A 25,043-nucleotide genomic window follows, 5' to 3' on the forward strand; every position below is an offset into this window, starting at 1 on the left:
TGACGGCAGGATCAATTGTATCTGGCTAATTAATTGATTTATTGGCAGTGTATTCAGTATTGCCGGTATCGGCCAGTATCCAATGTAAAACAGGAAAGAGGTGACAAATGAAACGCTTGGAAGGCGTATCGCTGGCGTACCGGGGCTTTGCCGTGATGGCATTTCTGGTGATTATTCTGGCGGGGATCAAAGCGGCAAGTACCATAGTGGTTCCTTTTGTCCTGTCGGCCTTTATTGCGGTGATCTGCAACCCGGTGATTCAATGGCTGGTGCGCCACCGTATTCCCAAAGTCGTGGCCGTGTCGCTGCTGATGTTGTTTATCGTGTTGATGGGATTGTGGCTGGCGTCGGTGGTGGGCAGCAGCGTCAACGACTTTACCCGTCAGTTACCCCATTATCAGACTCAGCTGATTGACCAGTTCGCCTGGATACTGGATAAGCTGAAAGAGTTTAATATTCAGATTTCCAAGGAAAAAGTTCTGGCGTTATTCGACCCAGGTGTCGCCTTGTCGATGACCACCAATATGCTTTCCGGCGTGGGCAATGTGATGGCCAACTTGTTTCTGATCATTCTGACTATTGTATTTATGTTGTTTGAAGCCTCGGAAATGCCCAAAAAGCTGCATTTTGCGCTGGATGATCCGGACATGCGCCTCAAACAAATTGATAAGGTGTTGCAGTCCATCAACCAGTACATGGTGATTAAAACCCTGGTGAGTCTGGCGACCGGGGTGATTGTAGGTCTGGGATTGTGGATTGTCGGCGTTGATTATGCCTTGCTGTGGGCGGTGATTGCCTTCCTGTTTAATTATATCCCCAATATTGGTTCAATCATTGCGGCGGTGCCGGCAGTATTGCTGGCGTTTTTACAGCTTGGCCCGGCGTCAGCCGGCGTGGTCGCCGGTCTTTATCTGGCGGTAAATACCGTTATGGGCAATATTGTCGAGCCAAAATTCATGGGGCGTGGGCTGGGACTGTCGACGCTGGTGGTATTTTTGTCATTGATTTTCTGGGGATGGCTGCTGGGCAGCGTCGGTATGCTGCTGTCTGTGCCTTTAACCATGATCGTTAAAATTGCGCTGGAGTCGAGCAACAGTGGTCAGTGGCTGGCCGTCATGCTGTCTGATCGGGTTGACGAATTACCTTCACGTACCGGATTGCCTCCTCAACCCTAGTCTGCATGTCCGCTGACTGGGCGGATGTGGTATCCTGCGCGTCATTGCCGGCCATGGTTTCCATGGCCTTTTTTATGGTTGAATTATATGCAAGCGTTTATTGAATATCTGGACAGCATTTCACTGCCCGCAGATTCCGGCAGATTGTTTCATGGGCGGGGCGGGCGTTTTGGAGGCTCTGAGCATCTTTGTCTTGACTGGTTCGCCCCGGTATTGCTGTTGACCAGCTTTCGGGAGTTACCTGAGCAGGAGTTGGCAAGTCTGCAGCAAAGCCTGACTGCATTTTGGACTCGGGTAGCGGCCGCTCAGCCCTTTAATCTGGTATACCAGTATCGTGCCGGTGGACAAACCCAAACCCGTTTGCTGGCCGGTGAAGTTCCCGAGCGTCATGTTGTGACCGAAAATGGCTGCCAATATCTGGTGCATCTGCTCAGAGGTCAGAATCATGGGCTGTTTCTGGATATGCGCGAAGGGCGGCATTGGGTCAAGCAGCACAGCCAGGGAAAGCGGGTACTGAATCTGTTTGCCTATACCTGTGGTTTTTCTGTTGCGGCGATGGCAGGAGGGGCGCAAGCCGTGATCAACATCGATATGGCCAAAGGCGCATTGTCTGTAGGTAAGCAAAATCACCAGCTCAATGGATTTGATAAGGGGGTGAGCTTTCTGGGACACGATATTTTCAGCTCCTGGGGTAAGCTGCGTAAACTCGGCGCTTACGATCTCATCATCGCTGACCCGCCAAGCAATCAAAAGGGCAGTTTCGTGGCCACCAAGGACTATGTGCGTTTACTGCGCAAACTGCCTGAATTACTGACTTCGGAAGGTGAACTGCTGCTGTGTCTCAATGCCCCTGAGCTCTCTACTCAGTTTCTGCAGGAGCAGGTGACCAATGCGGCTCCTGAGCTTGAATATTTGCAGCGCTTGGCCAATCCCCCGGTATTTGCGGATATTGATGAGGAGCGCTCGCTCAAGGTTCTGAGATATCGCAAGCCAGCGACAGAGTAAAATCTGTCTTGTAAAGTTGAAAGACTTTCATGATTTTGTTTGGGTGCGTAAGTAACATCAATTGGTTACGACTTATTTTTGATTGTTTGTATACCAAAACTGAAAGTTTTCTGTAATTCGTTGGGGTGCAGTGATAGACTGTTTTGCGCTGATAGATATTGGTGTGAATTAACAGGGCAAAGTGCCAGCAAACAATAGGTGCGCCTCTGTTCCCGACGAAGTATGGAGTTGTGATGGAAATTCAAGAGTATGAAAACGCCTATTACCAGGTGCAGGATGAAGTGATCGAGTCTTTGCCGCTGGAAATGGACGAAGAAGCATTTCTGGATTAAATCCTGATGACCCAGGCTCACTGAGCCAGCTGGATCTGTGTGGACCCAACAGAACAAGCAAAAAAACAGCAGCCTTGGAGCTGCTGTTTTTTATTGGCCGAGATACTTGATTCGTATAGAGATCAGCGCATTTTTTCCGGCACAATTTCAGTGATCACCCAAATCCCCTTACGTTTTTCCAGCCTCAGGGTGCGGTCATCTTTCCATTTCTGACCATTTCTCAGTCCAGTGAGCTTGGCCACCACAGTGGTAGTGTCACTGAACTTGCGGAAAAAATCCAGATCGACTTCAAGGATCTCAATTGACACATTGGTCATGGGAAGATTGAGCATATGGCGCTGAACCGATGAAGCGATACGATAGTGTTGCAGCAGCTCAGCAATCGACGGGTCAACATATTGCTCGGCTTTACTGACGTCGCGCTCTACATAGATAGCCTCAAAAAAGCCTCTGGTGGTAAGTTCCGGGGTACTGGGAGGCCCCTGAATATCATCAGAGCAACCGGAGGTGAGCAGGGCCGCGAGCAAAGTGCTCAAAATCAGAATAATACGCATAATTTTCCATGAGTTATAAATTCATCCCGTGTCCCAAGTATTACGAGTCACAGATGATTGATCAAGTCACCTGCCAGAACCCGTTGTGCGGGAGATCGCATATTGATCATTAGCACTTGACAAAACACAGCAGTAACAGGATTCTGAAAGGCCATCCCCTTGATTGTTATCCACAAAATCTGTGGACAACTATGTTGACGACTCTACTGGAGTCTATAAACATATTGAAAATAAAGAGATTTTTTATCTGTTTATTTTTGCTTCACTTCGTTTTTTTTACTCCTAAGATGCTTTTTTGAGCGGGATCAAAATGTTTGATCTGATCGAAAAATGTCCTCCAATATCAATCTGATGCTCTGAACCTACAGTATCGCCCTGGCCGTTGGATGGCTTGCATGAATCTGACCGAGTACAACGTTATAAATTGGTGACAAGGCAGTGCATATGCCTTTTCAACTCGTTGTTCGGGAGTCTGGCCATAGGATTCTGCTGCACATTGTTTGGTCACAGAACCACAATGTCGCTACCATCTGGCTTGTACTTGAATGCAGAGATGGCTCTGATGAGATCAAACTTCTATCCGGATTGGTATTTATGTGTGAGCGTGTCAAGCATCCTGCTCCAGTGTTGCATTGCTCTTAAAGGGAGCCATCCTTCGTCAAGCAATGTGTCTTGAGTCAGAATCCCTGACACGCTTTGAATTGATCAAACTATTAATGAAGTCGGTATGGCACCGGACCTTCTCGGGCGGGATTCAGCTGGTATAAAAAAACCGGTCACAGGGACCGGTTTTTAACATTAGCCAACAGCTTAGTTCTGAGTAGCCTGAATGGCTGTCAGTGCGATGGTGTAGACGATATCGTCAACCAGTGCGCCGCGTGACAGGTCGTTCACAGGCTTACGCATACCCTGCAGCATAGGACCAATAGAGATCAGATCGGCAGAGCGCTGAACTGCTTTGTAGGTGGTGTTACCGGTGTTCAGATCAGGGAACACGAATACGGTAGCCTGACCGGCAACCGGGCTGCCAGGAGCCTTGGAGCGGGCAACGTTTGGCATCACTGCTGCGTCGTACTGCAGTGGGCCATCGATAGCCAGATCCGGGCGCTTCTCTTTGGCGATACGGGTCGCTTCACGCACCTTATCTACGTCGCTGCCCTGACCTGAGTTACCGGTTGAGTAACTGATCATGGCCACGCGAGGCTCAATACCGAAGGCCGCTGCAGATTCTGCAGACTGAATGGCGATATCAGCCAGCTGCTCAGCAGTTGGGTCTGGGTTGATGGCGCAGTCACCATAAACCAGTACCTGATCCGGCATCAGCATGAAGAAGATAGAAGACACCAGGCTGGAGCCAGGCGCCGTCTTGATCAGCTGCAGTGGTGGACGAATGGTGTTGGCAGTGGTGTTCACCGCACCGGACACGATACCGTCAACTTCGTTCTGGGCCAGCATCATGGTACCCAGTACCATGTTGTCTTCCAGCTGCTCGCGGGCTACCACTTCGGTCATGCCTTTGTTGCGACGCAGTTCAACAAGTGGCGCGACATAACGCTCACGCACCAGCTCAGGGTCAACCAGCTCAATGCCATCGCCCAGAGTGACGTTCTGCTGCTCGGCGATACGACGGATTTCATCCGGGTTACCCAGCAGTACACAGCGGGCAATGCCACGGTCAGCACAGATAGCGGCGGCCTTGATGGTGCGGGGCTCGTCACCTTCAGGCAGTACGATGGTCTTCTTGGCTGCGCGGGCCAGTTCGGTCAGCTTGTAGCGGAAGGCTGGTGGCGACAGACGGTGCTCGCGAGGCGAGTTCTGAGTCACGCTTTCTATCCAGCTCTGATCAATATGACCGGCTACATAGTCCTGTACCAGCTCGATGCGCACGGCATCGTCAACCGGAACTTCGTGGTCGAAACGCTGAATGTTCAGCGAGGTTTGCCAGGTGTTGGTGTCGATCAGGAACACAGGCAGACCGGTTTCGAAGGCTTGCTCACACAGTGCCATGACTTCTGGCTCTGGTTCGTAAGAGCCGGTCAGCAGCAGGGCGCCAATCTTCATGCCGTTCATGGCTGCCAGACAGGCAGACACGATCACATCAGAGCGATCACCTGAGGTAACCAGCAATGAATCAGGCTTGAAGTGAGAGATCATGTTCGGAATGCTGCGGGCGCAGAAAGTCACGTTACGCAGACGACGGGTGTTCATCTCACCGGCATTAACGATACGGGCACGCAGGTGCTTGGCCAGATCAGATGCACGAGGAGAGATCATCTCCAGGTTGTATGGCACGCTGCCCAGAATACGCAGCGGGCTTTGACCTGGCAGCTGGAACATGGAAGCGGAATCCAGACGGGCTGGCGCTTCACGATCGAACATATCAGTCAGATCAGGACGGGTGCGGCCTTCGTCGTCAACCGGTGCGCCAATCTTGTTGATGATGGCACCGATCAGACGCTTGTTCTCGCTGCCACCCCAGGAGTTGTAAGCGATTTCCAGACGGTTCATCAGCGCAGTCGGAGAATCATTGCCGGGTGTGGCAACGAAAATCACGTCGGCGTCCAGCGCTTTGGCGATGGCATAGTTTACGTCATCGGCAAAAGGATGGCTGCGGGTCTGTACCAGCGCTTCAACAATCAGGGTCTCGGTATTGTCAGCACACTCAGAGGCGCGGGCAATAATCTGCTCCATCAGCACATCTTCCTGCTCAGCGCGGATCAGTGCTTCAGCGTGATCCATCTGCAGAGGTTCCAGTGGATTAACAGTAGGAGATTTGCTCAGGATAGTGGTGGAGCGCTCAGGACCTGTGTCGTGTGGACGCAGTTGGCTGATAGGCTTGAAGAATTGGACTTTTACGCCGTGACGTTCCAGCGCGCGTACCATCCCCAGACTGACTGACGTCAGGCCAACGCCGGTACCGATAGGGACTAACATAATTTTGCGTGGCATAGAAAACCTCTTGGTTTCAATAGCGACAGCAGCCATCAGGCTGCTGTAACAATTTAGCCTGCATGAAAGGCCGCCAAAGCGGCCAGTGCAGATTACTTGCTGATCAGACGGATAGAGTCTTCAGCAATCACCCACTCTTCGTTGGTTGGGATCACCATGGCAACCGGGCTGCCATCTTTGGTGATCACGCCGCCATTACCGAAGCGGGCTGCAGCATTGCGCTCTGCGTCTACTTCAAACTTGAAGATTTCCAGCAGGTTCAATACTTTTTCGCGGATCAGATCAGAGTTTTCACCGATACCACCGGTAAAGATAACTGCGTCCAGACGACCCAGAGCTACGGTGTAAGAAGCCACATACTTGGCCAGACGGTAGCAGAAGATATCCAGTGCCAGGGTGGCACCTTTGTGACCTTCAGCATAACCTTCTTCGATGCCACGGCAATCGTTGGTCAGCTCGGAAATACCCAGCAGACCGGATTGCTTGTTCATCAGGTTGTTAACTTCATCAGCGGTGTAACCCAGCTGGTGGATCAGGTGATAAACGATGGATGGATCCATGTCACCACAACGGGTACCCATTACCAGACCTTCCAGTGGAGTCAGACCCATAGAAGTATCTACTGACTTACCACCTTTAACGGCAGTCACAGACGCACCGTTACCCAGGTGACAGGTGATCACGTTGGTGTCGTTCAGATCTTTGTTCAGCGCCTTGGCAGCTTCACGGCTGACGAACAGGTGACTGGTGCCGTGGGCACCGTAACGACGGATGCCGTGCTCGCGGTACAGCTTGTATGGCAGCGCATAGATGTATGCCTTTTCTGGCATGCTCTGATGGAATGCGGTGTCAAATACGGCAACCTGTGGCAGCTCAGGGAAAGAGGCCATGGCAGCACGGATACCGATCAGGTGAGCTGGGTTGTGCAGCGGTGCGAAGATTGCGCTTTCTTCGATACCGGCCAATACAGATTCGTCGATAACAACAGATTGGGTGTACTTCTCGCCACCGTGAACGATACGGTGACCAACGGCTTGCAGCTTGCTGGCCAGTTCAGGATGAGCGGCCAGGATTTTGTCTACGATGAACTCAACCGCTTCACGGTGAGCAGTGAAAGCACCCAGGGCAGCTTCGCTCTTCTGACCGTTTGCTTTCCATTTAATACGGGAGTCTTCCAAACCGAAGCACTCAGCCAGACCAGAGATATGGTCTTCGCCGGTGGCAGCATCCATGATTGCGAATTTCAGCGATGAACTACCGCAGTTAAGTACCAAAACCAGATTGTTGGACATGTTTAAAACCTTTCGCCATTGTGCGAGTGTTGACACTCATTAACTTGGCTTTCCGGGAGTGGAAAGCGCTGTACAAAAGCCCTGAGGGCGGTGAACTGCGGAAGTGGACATTGCGCAATGCTTGGGGACGTTCCCCGGCCTGTGCTATGTTAACGACAGCAGTTCAAATTTCTTGGTGTCTTTCTTGAGCAAACAACTTCTCAATACCATTAACCTGGGTCAACGCTATATGAAGACCTGGCCCATGGTCAGACAATTGGGATTGTATTTCCCCGAGTATCGCGTTATCCGCGCGACTCAACTGGCCTCCCGGTTGATGCCGGGACTCGCCGTTTTGGCCGCAGTAAGTCAGCTATACCTGCATGGTTGGGCGTTTTTGCCCCAGGCGCTTACCTTGGCCTTATTCTTTATCAGCCTGCCGTTGCAGGGACTGATGTGGCTGGGATGGCGTGCGAACCACCCGTTGCCGTTATCCTTGCTGGATTGGGGTAACCAACTTACTGCCAAGCTCATGGCCATGGGCGTCAGTTGTCATCCCCTGGGCGCCAAAGCCTGTTATCTGGATATGGCGCATCTGCTTAAAATCGCATTCGAACGACTGGATGCCAGCTACTGGGAAGAGCTGTAGCATCCTGTGCTCTGTCTGGATCAATAAATAGCATTGATACCCATGTCGGTAAACACGGCTTTAATCTGCTCCATGGTCTCCCGGCTTGGAGGTGACACATGGTCGAGCTGGTAGGTATCACCCAGGGTTTCCCACTTGTGTTTGCCCAGTTCGTGATAGGGAAGCAGCTCAACTTTCTCCACATTCTTCATCGGCTTGATAAAGTCAGCCAGCTTTTGCGCTGATTCGATATCGTCAGTGAAGCCACCTACTACCACATAACGGATCCAGGTTTTCTGGTTGCGCTTCGCCAGATATTCGGCAAACTGCAATGTTCTGTGATTGCTGACTTTGGTCAGGATAATGTGCTTGTCATCATTCATGTGCTTGATGTCGAGCATCACCAGATCTGTGTTGTCCAGTAATTCGTCGATTACAGGAGTGTGTTTGCGCACCATGCCATTGGTATCCAGACAAGTATGGATGCCTTCAGCCTTACAGGCCTTGAACCACTCAGCCACAAACTCGGCCTGCAGCATGGCTTCACCGCCGGAAGCGGTCACGCCACCGCCATTGGCATAAAAACCGCGGTAAGCTCTGACCTGTTTCATCAGATCTTCGACTGTGGTTTCCTTGCCATCATGGGTATCCCAGGTGTCACGGTTATGACAGTACAGGCAGCGCATCAGACAGCCCTGCATAAAGGCGATAAAACGAATACCCGGACCGTCTACGGTACCGAAGGATTCGATGGAATGAATACGGCCTTTAATCGTCATACTGGCTCCCAAGCACAAGACAACAACCTGACTGAGGTTGGAGCCTGAAAATCTGTAGAAATCCTGGATGGGTGACGGGGAAGAAATGCAGCGTCCCGGCAAAACAGTCAAACCATCCGGAGTGAATCCTGGCTGTGGTTACCGACATCTTTACCTTATTAAAGGGGATATCGATGCCACAGTATTAAACCTATTGCATTAACTCTCTGCCAGGAAAAAGCTGATGCAATGGGTCGAAAGCAGGTTGTACCGACAATGTCGGTACAACCTTGATTTCAATCAGTGATTACAGAGACTTGGTGAAAGTACGGGTAATCACGTCACGCTGCTGATCTGGAGTCAGCGAGTTAAAGCGTACTGCATAGCCAGACACACGAATGGTCAGCTGTGGGTACTTCTCTGGGTGATTTACGGCATCTTCCAGAGTTTCACGGTTCAGTACGTTAACGTTCAGGTGCTGACCACCTTCATGGTTTGCATCGTGGTGGAAGTAACCATCCATCAGTGCAGCCAGGTTGGTGCGGCGAGAACCATCGTCTTTACCCAGTGCGTTAGGCACGATAGAGAAGGTGTAAGAGATACCGTCCTGAGCGTGGGCAAACGGCAGTTTAGCCACAGAAGTCAGAGACGCTACCGCACCGTTTTCGTCACGGCCGTGCATTGGGTTGGCACCTGGAGCAAATGGCGCGCCGGCTGGACGACCATCTGGAGTGGTACCTGTCTTCTTACCATATACCACGTTAGAGGTAATGGTCAGAATGGACTGAGTTGGGATGGCATCACGGTAAGTCTTCAGTGAACGGATCTTGTTCATGAAGGTCTCAACCAGTTCACAGGCGATGTCATCAACGCGGGCATCGTTGTTACCGAACTTCGGATAGTCACCGGAGATTTCGAAGTCAACTGCGATACCATTTTCGTTACGGATAGGCTTAACCTTGCCGTACTTAATGGCCGACAGAGAGTCAGCAGCGATAGACAGACCAGCGATACCGCAAGCCATGGTACGACGTACATCACGGTCATGCAGCGCCATCAGAGCCGCTTCGTAGCTGTACTTGTCATGCATGTAGTGGATGCAGTTCAGTGCAGACACGTATTGAGTTGCCAGCCAGTCCATCAGCGGATCCAGGCGAGCCATTACGTCATCGTAATCCAGGTATTCAGTGGTGATAGGATCAGCTTTAGGGCCTACCTGAGCACCGGACTTCTCGTCAACACCGCCGTTGATTGCATACAGCATGGTCTTGGCCAGGTTGGCACGGGCACCGAAGAACTGCATTTGCTTACCAACAACCATTGGGCTCACACAACAGGCGATAGCATAGTCATCGCTGTTCATGTCAGGACGCATCAGGTCGTCGTTTTCGTACTGGATAGAGCTGGTGTCGATAGAAACCTTGGCACAGTACTCTTTAAAGCCCTGAGGCAGCTGCTCAGACCACAGTACAGTGATGTTTGGCTCTGGGCTTGGGCCCATGTTGTACAGAGTACGCAGAACACGGAAAGAGTTCTTGGAAACCAGAGTACGACCGTCCAGACCCATACCCGCGATAGACTCGGTTGCCCAGATTGGGTCGCCGGAGAACAGCTCATCGTATTCAGGGGTACGCAGGAAGCGAACCATACGCAGTTTCATGATGAAGTGGTCCATCATCTCCTGAGCCTGTTGCTCAGTGATCACGCCGTTCTTCAGGTCGCGTTCGATGTAGATGTCCAGGAAAGTCGCGGTACGACCCAGAGACATAGCCGCGCCGTTCTGGCTCTTGATCGCAGCCAGGTAACCGAAGTAGGTCCACTGGATAGCTTCGTTGGCGTTCTTGGCAGGACCAGAGATGTCATAGCCGTAGCTGGCAGCCATCTTCTTCATCTGGCCCAGAGCACGGTGCTGCTCGGCGATTTCTTCGCGCAGCTGCATGGTAGCAGACAGATCTTCACCGGCTTCGAAACGAGGCTGCAGAGAAGCGAACTGAGCTTGCTTGTCCTTCATCAGGAAGTCGATACCGTACAGGGCAACACGACGGTAGTCACCGATGATACGACCACGGCCGTATGCATCAGGCAGACCGGTCAGTACACCGGATTTACGGCAAGCCAGAATTTCTGGAGTGTAGATATCGAATACACCGGCGTTGTGAGTCTTACGCAGCTCAGAGTAGATGTACTTGATGTCAGCGTCCAGTTCACGATCGTAGGCTTTACAGGAACCTTCGATCATGCGGATACCGCCGTTAGGGATCAGCGCGCGCTTCAGCGGAGCGTCAGTCTGCAGACCTACGATGGTCTCCAGATCTTTCTCAATGTAACCGGCAGCGTGAGAAGTAATGGTGGATACTTTGTCAGTATCGAAATCCAGCGGTGCGTGAGTGCTGTTTTCGATCTTGATGCCTTCCATTACCTTGTCCCACAGTTTTACTGTGGCTTCGGTGGCGTCAGCCAGGAAAGACTCGTCGCCTTCATAAGGAGTGTAGTTAGTCTGGATAAAGTCACGTACATTGACCTCAGTTTTCCAATCGCCGGAGGTGAAACCCTCCCAGGCACTTGCAAACAGATCAGTTTTGTCAGTCATCGTACTCATACCTTCTTGTTGAGATAAAGGTGATTGACCTTGGGGGTATCCTTAACCGTGGGATTTGCGCCCCGGGTCAATATGGTGATCCTGCGTTGATACTGAGTATCGGCATGGCCGGTTCAACTCGGTGTCACACACAAAAATCGTTAAAAAATCTATTCCGCTGACAGTCAACCCTGTAACCGACATCATGTCCGGGGACTGTCGCAAATTGGTAAGACCAATTAACCGTGATTATATTAGCACAACCGCCATACTGTCGCACCTGAAACACTGTCCATAACACCTAAATTCCTTCGGTTTTGCTAAGTGAGTAGCAAAATTCTATTGTGCACCTGATGAAAAGTGTGATCTATGCCCATTTTGAGTAGATCTGGCGGGATTATTGCTCACAGGAAAAACAGAAAAATGCAGCAGAATAAGGTGTTATTTCAAGCAAGGTGATCAAAGATTCATCGCGTGGACATAAAAAAGCCCGTTACAGCGCACTGTAACGGGCTTTACCAATTTGACAGAGATATCAAAGCAGGGCAGGGATACCTTTGATCATGCCCACAGCCAGCATGGCCAGCAAACAGACCACAAATGCCAGTCCAGGGATCACGATACGATCCGCGAAGGACAGGGACTTGGGACGCTCTTTGTCGCCAATCAGACCGTTGTTATCCAGCAACATGGTCAGCGCCCAACCGAACACAGGGTTGACGACCATAGAGGCAAAGATACAAATACCGGCAGTTTGGGATGATGCAGCAGATTTCACCATTTGCATGCCCGCTTCCAGCAGAGGCAGGAACACCCCCACCAAAAGTGCGATGCTCATCACAGGTGCCCATACCGCAATATCCATCGGATATCCCACTGTTGCAACGATGATACACAGAATACCCAGCAGAATGCCGCCGGCAGGGATCGGGCGTTTGGCAATAGCCGCCGGGATCATATAAGTGCCCCAGCTGGAGGTCACGTTACCGCCACCAAAAGCAGTGCCCACGAACTGACGTACAGAGCAGCCAGCCATAGTGTCGTCCACGTCCATCAGCACTTTGTCGCTGCCTTTTGGATAGTTCAGCTCCTGGAAAATACGGTGACCCAGGAAGTCCGGAGACCACATGGCTACCGCCAGAATGGCAAACGGCAAGGAGGCAATAAAGTGGCTGACGGTTGGCATACCCAGCTTCCAGCCAGTCTCAGTAGAACCCCACCAGTAAGCAGGATTCAGGTTTGGCAGACCAGGTTCAGTGCTGAAGTGGAATGGCGCGCCCATAGCCAGTGCGACTACCACGGCCAACGCGCTGCAGGCCGGAATGGCCAGCCAGCGTTTACCGACTTTGGCCAGGAAGGCATACAGCACTACGTTGAGGAACAGTACGGTAAAGCCGATATAACCCATGTTCAGTTCAGTGGACCAGTCCAGCAGATTGTTGATCTGGCCCTGGGCACCCATGATACCCAGATACACCAACAGACCGCCGGCGACCCCTTCACTGGTGAGGTTTACCAGCCTCGACCCCCCTTTGACCAGACTCAGTGCCAGGCCGAAAATGAAGATCAGAATCGCCAGTGCCAGTGGGTGACCACCGGACAGGGCAATCATACCGATCATCGGGATCATCGGACCGTGGTTACCCGCCAGGTTGGCACGTGGGTTCATGAAACCGGATACGAAAATACAGAACAGCAGGGCGGAAACCCACATCTCCACGCGCACGTTTTCGATGATGAAGTCGGCGTCCAGACCGAAGGCAGAAGCGTATGAGGACATCACCGCACTGTACATCACGGTAATACCGATAGTGCCTGCCAGTGCAGGTACCAGATCTTCCCACTCAAAGCGGAAGTCACGGCCGGGAAGGTTCAGACGCCAGCGACGTGGCTTCATGATGGTCAGTTCGTGATCCAGATAATCACTGCGGGATTTGAACTCTGATGCCGGGCGGTGGAGCTCCTGGTAGGACGCTTCCTCGTTGGCCGCCTGTGGCTTGTTTACTGAGTCAGACATAGTCTCTCATTACTCCGAAACAACAGCGTAATAGCTATGGTTAAAGTTGTTTTTTGCTTTTGAGTCCCTGAGGGTTAACGCGGTTTTCAGGCAAATTGCCTGTATCGAAAACAGGTTAACTTGGCTGCTTCAGGCGGGAGATTCAGCATAAACTGCTGGCAGAGTATGACCTGCAACGCCTTGCAGAAGAGTTCCATTTCAATGTAATAAATTGGTAAGACCAATTTACCTTTCAAGATCTTACCATGTCTGATAACACGACTCATCGACTATCAGTTTTCTTGAAGTAGGTTAACAACGGAATTGAGATCTGGCTAGCAAGTATTGAAGTGGTTGCTAAATAAGAATTGACTGAGGTACAGGATTTGCTAGTGGCTAACAAAAACCCTTGTGGCATCAGTCTCTGGTTAATATTCAGTGACACATGTATTAGCTTGTCATCGATTTGGATGTGAACTGAGTCCTGTTTTGCGCTTTGTCACAGGACATCGCGTGTTATCCAGGACGTGGCAAACAACCGCCATTTCGCTGGCCGGATCACACTAAAAGCTTCATTCCGCCTGAATTTCCCGTTCAAAACTTCCCATTATTTTTCCTGCCTGTCGATGGCTATCCTAACGCTGTCATTCATTAAATTTGATTCAAGGATATTCCTGACATGCAGCAACAGGCTGATATCACCTTCTTTGGTGGAGGGCTGTCATGACAGCCGCGCTTCAATCTTCAGTACTTAACCTGTGCCAGCAGGCTGAGCATTATGGTTACTCCAAAGTCGTTAAGTCGCCCTGGCAATCCTTTGGCCTGGCTGTGTTTGCCGGTGCATTTATCGCGCTGGCCTTTGTGTTTTATGTCAACGTTACCACCGGCGCCGGTGATGCCCCCTGGGGCATGGTGCGGCTGGTTGGCGGGCTGGCATTCAGTCTCGGCTTAATGTTGGTCGTGATCTGCGGTGCCGAGTTGTTTACCAGCACAGTGCTGAGCACTCTGGCACGAGCACAAAGGCGCATCACTACCGCGCAAATGCTGGGATGTTGGGTGAGGGTTTACCTGGGTAACCTGATTGGCGCACTGATCATGCTGGTGCTGATTATGACGGCCGGCATGCATGAGCTCGATGGCGGCAACTGGGGACTCAATGCGCTCAATATCGCCCAGCATAAAATCCATCATTCCTGGATACAGGCCATGGTGCTGGGCGTGCTGTGTAACATGTTGGTGTGCCTGGGGGTGTGGATGACCTTTGCCGGCAAAGATGCCATGACCCGCGCCATGTTACTGATGCTGCCGGTTGCGATGTTCGTCTCCAGCGGCTTTGAGCACAGTATTGCCAACATGTTTATGGTGCCACTTGGCATTGCCATCAGTCAGTTCGCCGGACCTGAATTTTTCAGCACGCTGGCGGTAAGCCGCGAGCAATTTGCGGATCTGACGTTAATGAACTTCATCTTCAACAATCTTATCCCCGTGACTCTGGGCAATATCATCGGCGGCGGTGTCATTGTCGGTCTGGGTTACTGGGTCATCGAAAATCAAACCTCCACTGAAAAAGCTTCACACTGAGAAGAGGCCAATCCTATGCTGAAAAAACTGAAAAATACCCGGGTGACTGACTTGATGCAGGGTAACGAATTTGCCCTTAAACCGGAGCAAACACTGACACAGGCGTTGCGTGCCATGGCTGAAGCGGATTGCACTCAGGCGCTGGTGATGGATGGCGAGCGGCTGCTTGGCTATATCCGCACCCAGGATTTGCTTCGGGGGCTGTGGTCCTGTGAGTTTGATGCCGATAACCAGCCGACAGTTGATGCTCTGATGCAAACCGAGCTGACTACGGTCTCGGCGCAGGAATCCCTCGGCCATCTGCTTGAAAGCTGGGTGGTGGATCGGGATAAGCTGTTTCCGGTCAATGATATGGGCAGCCTCATTTGCTCCGGGTATCTGAGTTATGAAGAGCGCCTGCGCAAAGCCGCCAGCCCGTTGCCTGAACTGTTGCCTGTGATGGAGCGCGATAGGGTATTGGGCGTGCTCAGTCGCCAGCAGGTGAGCAACTGGGTAGCGGCTCAACTCGGCTGATCCTGTTTAAAAACAGGGCTGCAAGGATAAAAAAAGGATAGCGATGGCTATCCTTTTTTTCATCATCAGAAGGTGGGTTTCAGCATAACCTTAACTGTCTGTTAAGGTTGCCTGAGCGGTGTTTGATGGCTGTTAATTGGAGCAGCACTCAGGGGCTCGCGGTAATCAGCGTGCAAGCCGTTTGGCTTCGTTAACCACGACATCACGCAGTGGATTTTCCGGAGCGTCCTGGCGCCAGACAAAAGCCAGTCTGCGCTTCAACTGCAGTGATGGTGTGGGCAACACTACCAGCTCGCCGCTTTGCACTTCGCGCTCGACATCCAGCCAGGGCAGGGCCGACAGATAGCCGCCCCGTTTCACCAGCGCTTTGAGCACGTTTACCTGACTGTATTCTTTCCACACATTCACTTTGTCGATAACCCCATGCACCGCGGCATCAAACACCCGGCGGGTGCCCGCTCCCTGCTCACGCATTACCCACTGCGCCTGCTGCAGTTGGCAGGGGGTCACTTCGCTGCTGCGACAATAGGGATGATGGGGACCGGCGATGACCACCAGATGATCTTCCAGCCAGGGCAGGTGGGTCATGCGGCTGTCATCACAGCGTCCTTCAATAATACCCAGATCATACTCATACGACAGTAACCCCTGAATCACCTGATCGCTGTTTTGTACCATCAATGACAGCCTGAGCTCCGGAAAATGCTGATCCAGCGCGGCGATAAGATTTGGCAGCAGATGTTCCGCCACCGTCTGGCTGGCGCCCAGTCCCAGTTTGCCGCTCAGTAAATGCTGATCATGCAGACCGAATTCAATCTGCTTGGCATCCTGCAGCAGCTTGCGGGCACGGGGTCTCAGCCAGTGACCCCAGTGGGACAACACCAGTCGGTTACCTTGGCGGGTAAACAGCGGCCGGCCAAGCAGGGATTCCAACTGAGACAAAGACATGCTGACGGCGGATTGAGTCATGGACAGTTTGCGCGCGGCGGCGCTGACGCTCTCTTCTGAGGCGATGGCATCGAAAACGGCAATTTGTTTCAGCGAGTATTTCATATCGTGCAGAGAATTCCCTGTGTGGGACGGGCGGGTATGGCGGCCATGATAGGGAGTTGAATGGTATTACTCAAAAAAGCCTTCAATAAATTAGATCGGTTTCATGTTTATGCCGGATTGCTGCCAGCGGTCTCCTGGTGCGACGATAAAAGTACTTACAGAACAAGGTGATATCATTCTGATTGATATGGGTATTCAATTTTATTGGGGGCGGGAGCAATCAACGGCTCAGTAAAGTTAACCCAGTCAATATAGCCAGCTTAAGGGGGCAGCCGGAAGATGGGATTGCTGTAAAGGAATAAATGCGTCGGCAGCCAGAGTAAAACGAAGGGGGAAATCGAGTTGCAATGTGAGGGGACGGTAAAGCATTCAGGGCGCAGTGAGCGCCCTGAATATCTGTCCTGTCAGCGAACCGCTGCCTGTGACCAGTTGTCTTTGACGCCAGGCAGATAATGCAGCACATAACGGAAGGCTACGTAGGCAACCACCAGAGTCGCAATCGCCAGCTCGACTACCGCCAGTGTATGCAGCCAGTGAGCAAAGTCAGCCATACCGGCAAAGTGACTTGCCCAGACAGCGCTTTTAAACAGCGCTGTGGCGCCGATTACCATTGGGAAGGTGAATGCGGCATAACCTGGTGAAAATGGCAGCTTCAACAGATGGAAGAAAGCCAGATAAATCACCGCAGTCATCAGCACTGCCACCGACAGCAACAGCCCGACCAACACGATAGAAGGCTGCTGAACCACGGTGAGATACCCTGCCAGTGACAGACTTGCCGGCGCGGCCAAAATGGCAATGGTTGGCTTGGCTGCCTGAGGTACAGGCTCACAGAAGATCAGGCGATACAGCATCACAGGCAACATGATGAGATACGCCAGCATACCGAAGATCAGAATACCGTCGGCCAGCCAGTTATATCCCTGACCCGGGAAGCTCACCGCCGCTACTATGATACCGATAGGGGGCACAAACCAGCTGGGAACCATGTGATCCAGTTTGAAATCGATAGCGCGGTAATACACAAAGGCAAACAGAAATACGATGTGAATACCGATGGCAACCAGCCACAGGCTTAATCCGATAGCCGGCAGGAACATGCCAACGGCTTTGGAGATAACCATCAGTGCCATGGCAAATGTTGGGATCACGCTGCCCACTACCGGGTGCGTCAGCTCCTGCCACAGCACTTTAGGATGAATCACGAATTTAGCCACTAACGCCAGCAACATCATTGCGGCAATGGCGGCGCCTATCAGTTGACCGGCACCGTGAAGATCGGTCGCCAGATTTTCCCAGGTCCAGCCCAGGCTTCCGATGGCAAGGGCCAGACCCGCCATTGGACTGGGGATGGAAGCGAGTTTGGCTTTCCAGGAAGAGGTGAGAGTTGTCATGGGGAAGCTCCTGAATCACTGACTGTTAAATAGATCAACAGTTTGAATGTCGCTAGTGTAGGAGTTGGATTTAATTAAGAAAACATAAAATTAATTATCTTTTGATTAAGTTTTTCTTATTGATGGCGTTGGTGCGAAGAAGATTGAGTTCTCCAGCCTTATCGGCCAATAAATCCCAAAACTACCAAAGACAGGGCAATGTCCAAGTGCTGTCAGGCCCATTTATCTCTAATGTCCATAAAAGGCATGTTGCCGGGTACTTCTGCAATATCTCAATGCCGGATGAGGCGAAGGAGTGGAATGACTGACGAGTAATCGAAGAGTGATTGAACCTTTGAAGCAGGTCTGCACGTTTACCACTTAGCCAGCGAGTCCGATGGCTCCTCATCAAATAAGCATACGGCGCGGCCAAACGTCATCCAAATGTCAGGGGATTTTTTGACTGTATATCATGGGGCTAAAACGATGGAGCCTGGCGGCCGATAGCGTCTGAACTTTTTGTCAAAATAAGCGAATACTTTTGTCAAACTGTGTGGCGCGCTACAGTCTTTCTGTCGGGGAAAACAAAAAGGCCTAATCTTGCGATTAGGCCTTTTCGTTGAATTTGGTCGGTATGAGAGGATTCGAACCTCCGACCCCTGACACCCCATGACAGTGCGCTACCGGGCTGCGCTACATACCGAGACAAACCGGTCAGCAACTTGGTTGCTGTTCCGATGTGGCGAACTTTATCAAGCTCAGCGGGGCATGGCAAGTGCTGTGATAGATAAAGTTAACTGTTTGATTAGTTTCTAATCGTGTCAGTTAAATTTCAGCCAGTCGCATCAATCCTTGTACAACCGGCGACTCTCTCGCATCACCTGGATCAGTTCCGGCGCGCTGAGCTTTTTCGGCAATTGCCGTTGATAGTCCACATCATAGATATAGTACTGGCCGTGACGGTTGATCACCGTGATCTCATCCGGCTGGTAGATAGCGAATACCTTGTTGTCACCAACATAGTTCCACTTTTGCTCGTCCGGGTGCAGCAGCTGGCGGCCAGCGCTGTAATCGGTGGCCGGATTGGTACAGCCCAGCACCTGGGTCATCAGTGTAGGTACCAGCCCGGCATGGGTGGTGCGATACTGAATGTTGGCAGGTTTTCCCTCAGGCCAGTGAATGATCAGAGGCACATGCACGTTGGAAGGCGATAAGTCCTGACGGGCATCAGAGCTGTTACTGGTAAATACCTTGCCTTTGATACCTGTGATCACTACCAGAGTATCTTTTGGAAGCTTATCCAGGGCGTTGGCCAGCAGCTTGTCGATAAAGTGCAGTGACTGACGGTACTGATTGAACAGCACCCGCTCTGCCGGTTTCATACCTGCCGGGGCTTTGATGGTTTCCACGCCGAGAAAACCTATGGGGGTATCGTAGTTTTCCGGTGATTTCAAATCGAGCAGTGCAAACCAGGGGCCCTGCTGTCCATGTCGCCATTGCTCAAACGCTTCAGTCAGCTGAATATCGGCGCGGGCATTGCTGTCGGTATCATCGGCTACAGTAGGCGAGAAGTCCTGCATCATGGCTTCGGGCGTGACTTCTTTCATGTCTGACTGACTGATAAACAGTCCCATCTGATATCCCGCCTGTTTAAAGGTCTGAGTCAGCAATGGGGAGGTTACGCTGAAGTCGACCGCATCCTGATAGCTGCCCTGCAGACCATAAAGCAGCGAAAACATGCCGGAGGCGAATTGATTGCCACCGCTCAGATGTTTGGTAAACAGCTGGTTTTGTCTGGCGTATTCACTGAGAAACGGCATGGTATCCGGCGTCACCATGTCATATCTGAGGCTGTCGATGGTGATCAGCAGGACGTTTTGCTTGGTCTCAGCATGACACTGCAGTGGTGAAGATGGATAGTGCAGCGTGACCAGATCAGCCGGCTGATGGGTTTCTTTTTCACCATCCAGACCATGCCGGGCAATAAAGGTGCGCGCGGTTGCCGGATAAGACAGCGGATAGGTGTCATCAAAACGGGTGATCTGGGTAATATCCTTGGCGTCAGCCCAGATGTGGATGATATGGCTGGAAACAAAACACAGGCCAACAAACACCACGACCTTGGGGCCCCAGTGTTTTTTCTGAATTCGGTCGATACGTTTCCACAGGAAATTGGCGGCAGTAAGCTCAATGGCCAGAATGGCAATGGGCGTCGCGATATAAGACGTGCCGTGCAGCAAAGTGCCTAAATCTGCCCAGGCGAGATCAAAGGCGAAGGGACTCAGGTGCATACCATAGTCGTCATACACTATGGTGTCATACAGTAAGATACACAGGCTGGCCGTGGCGATAATCGCGGCATAACCCCGCAGGATCTTGGAATAGGGCAGCAGGGTACTGATGGGAAACAGCAGCACCAGATAAACCATAAAGGCCAGAAAACTGAAGTGGCCTATGGTACTGATGGCCAGATAGCCCCATCCAATGATGGTGTCCGGATAGCCTATGGTATCCAAATAACGGGTACCCACTATCATGGCGAGAATGCCATTGAAGAAGGCAAACCAGTGGCCCCAGTTGACCAGGCGGGAAACCTTGTCCCGGCTCATCTGTTTTTGTCGCTCTACCATATTGTCGCGTTGTGTCCCGAAGTTCCTGTGTATCTTACGTTTATTCTTCCCTGTTATACAGAGAAGGCTCAGTTTTTAACAGATTGCTCCAGTGCGCGGGCAAACTGAGCGGCCACTTCACCACGGGATTTATCACTGACTTTGGTCTGCAGCAAATGGGATACACAGTTGCCCAGAACCATCAGACTCAGATCGGTCGGCGCCTGGTGTTTTTCCAGTACCATCAATAACTCAGCGATCAGGGATTCAACTTGGGTGTTGGTGTATTTTGATTGGATAGCCATATAAAAAATGATTCACAAAGGAAAGGATTAGCGGCATATAATAGCGGATTTCCTACCGTATCACTATCAGGGCTTATGAGTATTCAGATCGACCAGGCGATTATTCACGAAATTGCACAAAACAACGACGGCCAGTTGACCTGCCGTTTGCGTCCTCAGCCTCTGCTGAACGGGTCTGCCGTGGAAGCCATGCTGGAAGAACTGCACACCACTTACACCAGCAAGAGTGGCAAAGGGTTTGGATTCTTTGGCATTAACGGTGATGACGGTGAAGCCAATCCGGCATTTTCCGAGGCACTGAGCCGCTACCGCAATAACGAGATGGGATTCGTGGAGTTTTCTGCCGAGGCCGGTAAGTTACTGCAGGAAGAGCTGGGTAAATATGACTTCAGTCAGGGCGGATTTTTGCTGCTGGCCAGTTACACCGCGCTGGCATCAGACTATCTGTTTGTGGCCCTGCTGAACGCAAAATCCTCCATGACGGTATTGGATGATATGGAGCTGACCCAGGTGAACTCGCTGGATCTGTCCAATATGCAGCTGGCCGCCCGCATTGATTTGACCGAATGGCAGCAGGATAAAGCATCGCGCAAATATATTTCGTTTATCCGTGGCCGCGCCGGGCGCAAGGTGGCGGATTTCTTTCTGGACTTTATGGGCTGCGTGGAAGGGGTGAATCCCAAGGCGCAGAACAAGAGCCTGATGAACGCGGTGGAAGATTTTGTTTCCGGCAGCGAGCTGACCAAAGAAGAGCGTCAGCAGTGTCGCGACAAAGTGTTTGAGTTCTGCGTGGAGCAGTTTGATTCAGGCAATGATATTCAGCTTAAAGATCTGGCCGATGAACTGGCTGATTCCGGCATGGATTCATTTTATGACTTTGCTACCGGTGGCGATTATGAGTTGGATGAAGAGTTCCCGGCTGACAAATCAACCTTGCGCCAACTGAAGAAGTTCTCCGGCACGGGCGGTGGTGTGACCATCAGCTTCGATGGCGGTCACCTGGGTGAACGGGTGATTTATGATCCTGTGTCTGACACTCTGCTGATCAAGGGCGTGCCTGCCAACCTGAAAGATCAGTTGGACAGACGCCTGAAAGGCGAATAAGTTAACGTTATATTCAATCTAAAGCCGCTGATCTCAGCGGCTTTTTTGTATTAAGCGGATATGGTTTTTTATCAATTTGGAGTGGTTTTGGATAGTCCATTCCGTTCTTTCAGGTAGTCAATTTTATCGTTTGGTCACAGGGAGCCAGTATGAAAAGCCCGGATAGCTTTAACCCACAGGATGTCTCCAGCCCTCTGGAGCGAAAAGAGGCGAAAATCAGCCCATGCCAGCATGGCAACCCATCTGCTGGCGCTTGCTTTGGCACTGATAATTCTGTTCCTGAAATCCGAATTCCCGATTCCGCCAGGCTCAGCTTCGAGCTGATGGAGCCGGAGGTCAATCCGGTTCATCGCCAGCACCTCTGGGAGCTGGATCAGGACCCAGAGGTGATGCGTTATGTCACCGGCGGTAAGATTTCTACCATGGAGTTTATTGATACTGTGATGCTGCCAAGGATTGCCTGCTATCGAAACCCGCAGCGGGGTTGGGGCATTTGGCAGGTCAGTTTGACTGACAGTGGTGAGTTTGTTGGCTGGATTTTAGTCCGGCCCTGGGGATTTTTTTCCGATGCCCCGGAATTTCACCGGCTGGAGCTGGGTTGGCGATTCAAACGCAGCTGCTGGGGGCTGGGTATCGCCACCGAAGCGGCGCAGGCGGTGGTGGCAGAGCTTATCAAACAACCTGATGTCACCGAACTGTGCGCCATCGCGGAGGAGGAGAATCTGGCTTCCACCCGGATTATGACCAAACTGGGGATGGTATTTGTACGCAAAGATCTGGTGACAGATCCCTTGTTTGAAGCCGAGCTGGTGATATACGCACGGGAACTTTAACCACAATACGTCAAGGCGGTGCAATGCGCCCCAAATAACCAACAAGCCCGGCAATGCCGGGCTTGTTTGCGTGTTGTCCAATAGGCTGGCTACTGTTTATCCTGCTGCTCAAGAAAGTCTTTAAACTCAGCTTCATACAGATGAAACAGCACCAGAGTCACGGCAAAGATGATGGGGCCGTAAATCAGGCCAATCAGACCAAACAGCTGCAGACCGCCCAGCAGTGAGAAGAACAGCATCAGGGTATTCATTCCTGAGTCGCCCTGCATAAGCAGTGGCCGCAGGAAGTTATCGATAGAGCCCACTACCACTATGCCCCAGACCACCAGAAAAATTGCCCAGCCCCAATCACCGGTGAGCGCCAGATAAGCTGCTGCTGGCATCCAAATCAGCGCCGTACCCACAAACGGAATGAAAGACGCAAAGGCCATCATCGAGCCCCAGAACAGGCCGGGGAATCCGGCCAGTGCCATGGCGATACCACCGGCAACCCCCTGGGCGATGGCGGTCAGGAATGAGCCCAGTACCGCAGATTTGGCGACCTGTTCAATCTCGTGGAATATCTGATCTTCCTGACTGCGGGACAGCGGAATGACGTGACGCAACGCATCGATCAGTTTGTCGTTATCCCGCAGGAAGAAAAATAGCACGAACAGCATGAGTGAGAAATCCACAAAAATGCTGGTAATGTCGCCAAGAAACTGAGTGCTCAGGCCCACCAGTTCCGTACTGACATTGGTGGCGGCGGTGGCGGCTTTCTGGATAAGCTCCTGAGGTTTGATGCTGTCAAAGGGCAGCCATTTGTCGACAAAGGTCAGCAGGCTCTGCACCCAGGGATGATGCAGCACTTCTTTGGCTTCGCCGCTCACCAGCCAGTGATAGGCACCATTGAAGAAGGTCAGACCCTGATTACCTATGGCAACAAACACCACCATCAGCGGAATGAGTACGATAAAGGTCAGCAGCGTACAGGACAGCAAGGCCGCAGTATTGGGGCTGTCTGGCATATGTTGCTGGATGCGGTTGTGCACCGGCATAAACAGCAAGGACACAATAAATCCCAGTACGATGGAACCCAGATAGGGAGCAACAAGCAGGTAACAGGCGTAGGCGGCGACGCACAGCGCGAAGATCAGCAGCCAGTGCCTCGGTTCAGCTTTAAAAGGTTTGGTCACGAGTGTGTTTCCCGGTAATTCGATAAGCGTCAACAGCATAGCCTGAATCCTTGCGCGGGTCATGAATTTGCTGCGACGGTGGCGGGATTTATCCGTTGGCGCTGCAAATTTACTCAAAGACAGTAAAACCGGCGGCTTTTGGGTTGTCAAAGTCGCCCGGCCGGGAAACTTGATTTAGAATGGCGGGCAATAAATCCATCCCACCGGAAAACTGCCGGCCCCGGGATCTTCGTTTGAATGCTGCAGACTGTTTCTCTGCACAGGAGTAATAATGCAACTATTTGTCAATGATTTAACTGTGATCGACTTCTCTTACCTGTGTCCGCTGCGGGGCATGGTCGGAGAAAGCTGGATAGTGGATGTGCTGCTTGACGGTGGGCTGGACGACCAGAACATGGTGCTGGATTTCGCCAAAGTGAAACGCACCATCAAACAGACTATCGATGCCGTGTGTGACCACCGCCTGTTGATCCCCACCGCTCATCCGGCAGTTAACCAAAGCCAGTGTGGCGAGCGCTTGCGTATCGATTTTGACTCCCGGGTTGGCAGCATGCACCTTTGCTGTCCGGCGCAGGCCTTTGCCCTGATTGATACCGAAGTAATTGATTTTGATAGTGTGAATCAGTTTCTACTGCAGGCCCTCAGAGATGTGCTGCCGGGCAATGTTGAGCATATCAGCCTGACACTGCGCAACGAGCAGCTCGAAAGTCCCTATTATCACTACAGTCACGGCCTGAAGAAACACGATGGCAATTGCCAGCGTATCGCCCATGGCCATCGCAGTCCCATTAAAATATTCCGCGATGGCGTGCCGGCGCCAGACCTTGAAGCCAGTTGGGCCAAGCGCTGGCAGGACATTTATCTGGGCACTGAAGAAGACAAAGTGCCGGTGGAGGACTTGCCTTTTAATGACACTGTGAGCGATGACAGCCACTGGGGATTTGACTATATGGCGCCTCAGGGGCAGTTCCAGCTGGCGATCCCCAAAGCCGTGACTGAGATGATCCCTCACGACACCACGGTCGAGTTGCTGGCAGCCTACATAGCCAATGAACTTGCCAGCCAGCAGCCGGGCTGTCAGTTCAAGGTCATCGCCTATGAAGGGGTGGGTAAAGGGGCGATTGCCAGCGCCCAAATCTAATGTATGTCCGGGCGATGCCTCCCAGTCTCATCACCCGGATCAGATTTTTGAATTGATAAACAGACAGGAAGGTCAGATGAAAATGAAATGGTCGCTGCCGGTTTTGCTGG

19 protein-coding genes and 1 tRNA gene are annotated in these 25,043 nt (G+C 51.7%); 8 read left to right on the top strand and 12 right to left on the bottom strand.

What is annotated here, in order from left to right; genetic code table 11:
• The first annotated feature begins 107 nt into the window (after positions 1-107).
• Complete coding sequence (locus tag ACRRUX_RS13550) at positions 108-1,175, top strand: AI-2E family transporter (protein ID WP_432531186.1); 1,068 nt, start codon at positions 108-110, stop codon at positions 1,173-1,175.
• Between the two features lie 87 nt (positions 1,176-1,262).
• A complete protein-coding gene (locus ACRRUX_RS13555; RefSeq protein WP_432531188.1) occupies positions 1,263-2,180 on the top strand; it encodes a class I SAM-dependent methyltransferase in 918 nt (305 codons plus the stop codon).
• A 454-nt stretch (positions 2,181-2,634) separates the two neighbouring features.
• Here the strand turns inward: ACRRUX_RS13555 and ACRRUX_RS13560 are convergent, their stop codons facing one another.
• The 3 genes from ACRRUX_RS13560 to ackA all read right to left on the bottom strand — a co-directional run bounded on the left by ACRRUX_RS13560 (position 2,635) and on the right by ackA (position 7,307).
• Positions 2,635-3,066 (bottom strand): hypothetical protein, encoded by a 432-nt coding sequence (locus tag ACRRUX_RS13560; protein ID WP_432531190.1) that lies wholly within the window; start codon positions 3,064-3,066, stop codon positions 2,635-2,637.
• Between the two features lie 810 nt (positions 3,067-3,876).
• The gene (gene pta / locus ACRRUX_RS13565) at positions 3,877-6,015 is read right to left on the bottom strand and encodes a phosphate acetyltransferase (protein WP_432531192.1); all 2,139 of its coding nucleotides are present in this window, start codon (positions 6,013-6,015) and stop codon (positions 3,877-3,879) included.
• Between the two features lie 92 nt (positions 6,016-6,107).
• On the bottom strand, positions 6,108-7,307 hold the full coding sequence (gene ackA / locus ACRRUX_RS13570) for an acetate kinase (protein ID WP_432531194.1): 1,200 nt from the start codon (positions 7,305-7,307) through the stop codon (positions 6,108-6,110).
• Between the two features lie 184 nt (positions 7,308-7,491).
• Here ackA and yfbV point away from each other — a divergent pair, with 184 nt between their 5' ends.
• Entirely contained in the window at positions 7,492-7,935 is a 444-nt protein-coding gene (yfbV, locus tag ACRRUX_RS13575; protein ID WP_432531196.1) for a terminus macrodomain insulation protein YfbV, read from the top strand.
• A gap of 20 nt (positions 7,936-7,955) precedes the next feature.
• Here the strand turns inward: yfbV and pflA are convergent, their stop codons facing one another.
• The 3 genes from pflA to ACRRUX_RS13590 all read right to left on the bottom strand — a co-directional run bounded on the left by pflA (position 7,956) and on the right by ACRRUX_RS13590 (position 13,267).
• Positions 7,956-8,693: a pyruvate formate lyase 1-activating protein gene (gene pflA, locus ACRRUX_RS13580; protein WP_432531198.1), complete on the bottom strand. Its 738-nt coding sequence runs from the start codon at positions 8,691-8,693 to the stop codon at positions 7,956-7,958.
• 286 nt (positions 8,694-8,979) lie between these two features.
• Entirely contained in the window at positions 8,980-11,262 is a 2,283-nt protein-coding gene (pflB, locus tag ACRRUX_RS13585) for a formate C-acetyltransferase (protein ID WP_432531200.1), read from the bottom strand.
• A gap of 523 nt (positions 11,263-11,785) precedes the next feature.
• The gene (locus ACRRUX_RS13590; protein WP_432531202.1) at positions 11,786-13,267 is read right to left on the bottom strand and encodes a DUF3360 family protein; all 1,482 of its coding nucleotides are present in this window, start codon (positions 13,265-13,267) and stop codon (positions 11,786-11,788) included.
• 702 nt (positions 13,268-13,969) lie between these two features.
• Here ACRRUX_RS13590 and focA point away from each other — a divergent pair.
• Both focA and ACRRUX_RS13600 read left to right on the top strand, forming a co-directional pair.
• Positions 13,970-14,827: a formate transporter FocA gene (focA, locus tag ACRRUX_RS13595; RefSeq protein WP_432531204.1), complete on the top strand. Its 858-nt coding sequence runs from the start codon at positions 13,970-13,972 to the stop codon at positions 14,825-14,827.
• Positions 14,828-14,842: 15 nt separating this feature from the next.
• The gene (locus ACRRUX_RS13600) at positions 14,843-15,340 is read left to right on the top strand and encodes a CBS domain-containing protein (protein ID WP_432531206.1); all 498 of its coding nucleotides are present in this window, start codon (positions 14,843-14,845) and stop codon (positions 15,338-15,340) included.
• A 165-nt stretch (positions 15,341-15,505) separates the two neighbouring features.
• Here ACRRUX_RS13600 and ACRRUX_RS13605 read toward each other — a convergent pair whose 3' ends face one another.
• The 5 genes from ACRRUX_RS13605 to ACRRUX_RS13625 form a co-directional block, all read right to left on the bottom strand.
• Complete coding sequence (locus ACRRUX_RS13605) at positions 15,506-16,393, bottom strand: LysR family transcriptional regulator (RefSeq protein ID WP_432531208.1); 888 nt, start codon at positions 16,391-16,393, stop codon at positions 15,506-15,508.
• A 404-nt stretch (positions 16,394-16,797) separates the two neighbouring features.
• A complete protein-coding gene (locus tag ACRRUX_RS13610; RefSeq protein WP_432531210.1) occupies positions 16,798-17,787 on the bottom strand; it encodes a TDT family transporter in 990 nt (329 codons plus the stop codon).
• Between the two features lie 605 nt (positions 17,788-18,392).
• Positions 18,393-18,469 (bottom strand) — tRNA-Pro (locus tag ACRRUX_RS13615).
• A gap of 142 nt (positions 18,470-18,611) precedes the next feature.
• Positions 18,612-20,396 carry a DUF3413 domain-containing protein gene (locus tag ACRRUX_RS13620; protein WP_432531212.1) on the bottom strand — a complete coding sequence of 595 codons (1,785 nt, stop codon included), beginning with the start codon at positions 20,394-20,396 and terminating at the stop codon, positions 18,612-18,614.
• Positions 20,397-20,464: 68 nt separating this feature from the next.
• On the bottom strand, positions 20,465-20,680 hold the full coding sequence (locus tag ACRRUX_RS13625; protein ID WP_432531214.1) for a YejL family protein: 216 nt from the start codon (positions 20,678-20,680) through the stop codon (positions 20,465-20,467).
• Positions 20,681-20,755: 75 nt separating this feature from the next.
• On the opposite strand from ACRRUX_RS13625, the gene yejK reads away from it, so the two are divergent.
• Both yejK and ACRRUX_RS13635 read left to right on the top strand, forming a co-directional pair.
• Positions 20,756-21,784, top strand: a complete 1,029-nt coding sequence (yejK, locus tag ACRRUX_RS13630) for a nucleoid-associated protein YejK (protein WP_432531216.1) — start codon at positions 20,756-20,758, stop codon at positions 21,782-21,784.
• 149 nt (positions 21,785-21,933) lie between these two features.
• A complete protein-coding gene (locus tag ACRRUX_RS13635; RefSeq protein ID WP_432531218.1) occupies positions 21,934-22,617 on the top strand; it encodes a GNAT family N-acetyltransferase in 684 nt (227 codons plus the stop codon).
• A gap of 89 nt (positions 22,618-22,706) precedes the next feature.
• Here ACRRUX_RS13635 and ACRRUX_RS13640 read toward each other — a convergent pair whose 3' ends face one another.
• Positions 22,707-23,855 (bottom strand): AI-2E family transporter, encoded by a 1,149-nt coding sequence (locus ACRRUX_RS13640; protein ID WP_432531221.1) that lies wholly within the window; start codon positions 23,853-23,855, stop codon positions 22,707-22,709.
• A 208-nt stretch (positions 23,856-24,063) separates the two neighbouring features.
• Between ACRRUX_RS13640 and ACRRUX_RS13645 the strand changes: the two genes are divergently transcribed.
• Positions 24,064-24,933 (top strand): 6-carboxytetrahydropterin synthase, encoded by an 870-nt coding sequence (locus ACRRUX_RS13645; RefSeq protein ID WP_432531223.1) that lies wholly within the window; start codon positions 24,064-24,066, stop codon positions 24,931-24,933.
• The last annotated feature ends 110 nt before the right edge of the window (positions 24,934-25,043 follow it).

Source organism: Shewanella sp. GXUN23E, assembly GCF_050865035.1.
GTDB lineage: Bacteria > Pseudomonadota > Gammaproteobacteria > Enterobacterales > Shewanellaceae > Shewanella.

Bases quoted from the DNA above. Each gene is read 5' to 3' on its own strand.
- ACRRUX_RS13550 (WP_432531186.1), top strand. From the start codon at position 108: ATGAAACGCTTGGAAGGCGTATCGCTGGCGTACCGGGGCTTTGCCGTG.
- ACRRUX_RS13555 (WP_432531188.1), top strand. From the start codon at position 1,263: ATGCAAGCGTTTATTGAATATCTGGACAGCATTTCACTGCCCGCAGAT.
- ACRRUX_RS13560 (WP_432531190.1), bottom strand. From the start codon at position 3,066: ATGCGTATTATTCTGATTTTGAGCACTTTGCTCGCGGCCCTGCTCACC.
- pta (WP_432531192.1), bottom strand. From the start codon at position 6,015: ATGCCACGCAAAATTATGTTAGTCCCTATCGGTACCGGCGTTGGCCTG.
- ackA (WP_432531194.1), bottom strand. From the start codon at position 7,307: ATGTCCAACAATCTGGTTTTGGTACTTAACTGCGGTAGTTCATCGCTG.
- pflA (WP_432531198.1), bottom strand. From the start codon at position 8,693: ATGACGATTAAAGGCCGTATTCATTCCATCGAATCCTTCGGTACCGTA.
- pflB (WP_432531200.1), bottom strand. From the start codon at position 11,262: ATGACTGACAAAACTGATCTGTTTGCAAGTGCCTGGGAGGGTTTCACC.
- ACRRUX_RS13590 (WP_432531202.1), bottom strand. From the start codon at position 13,267: ATGTCTGACTCAGTAAACAAGCCACAGGCGGCCAACGAGGAAGCGTCC.
- focA (WP_432531204.1), top strand. From the start codon at position 13,970: ATGACAGCCGCGCTTCAATCTTCAGTACTTAACCTGTGCCAGCAGGCT.
- ACRRUX_RS13600 (WP_432531206.1), top strand. From the start codon at position 14,843: ATGCTGAAAAAACTGAAAAATACCCGGGTGACTGACTTGATGCAGGGT.
- ACRRUX_RS13605 (WP_432531208.1), bottom strand. From the start codon at position 16,393: ATGAAATACTCGCTGAAACAAATTGCCGTTTTCGATGCCATCGCCTCA.
- ACRRUX_RS13610 (WP_432531210.1), bottom strand. From the start codon at position 17,787: ATGACAACTCTCACCTCTTCCTGGAAAGCCAAACTCGCTTCCATCCCC.
- ACRRUX_RS13620 (WP_432531212.1), bottom strand. From the start codon at position 20,396: ATGGTAGAGCGACAAAAACAGATGAGCCGGGACAAGGTTTCCCGCCTG.
- ACRRUX_RS13625 (WP_432531214.1), bottom strand. From the start codon at position 20,680: ATGGCTATCCAATCAAAATACACCAACACCCAAGTTGAATCCCTGATC.
- yejK (WP_432531216.1), top strand. From the start codon at position 20,756: ATGAGTATTCAGATCGACCAGGCGATTATTCACGAAATTGCACAAAAC.
- ACRRUX_RS13635 (WP_432531218.1), top strand. From the start codon at position 21,934: ATGAAAAGCCCGGATAGCTTTAACCCACAGGATGTCTCCAGCCCTCTG.
- ACRRUX_RS13640 (WP_432531221.1), bottom strand. From the start codon at position 23,855: ATGACCCGCGCAAGGATTCAGGCTATGCTGTTGACGCTTATCGAATTA.
- ACRRUX_RS13645 (WP_432531223.1), top strand. From the start codon at position 24,064: ATGCAACTATTTGTCAATGATTTAACTGTGATCGACTTCTCTTACCTG.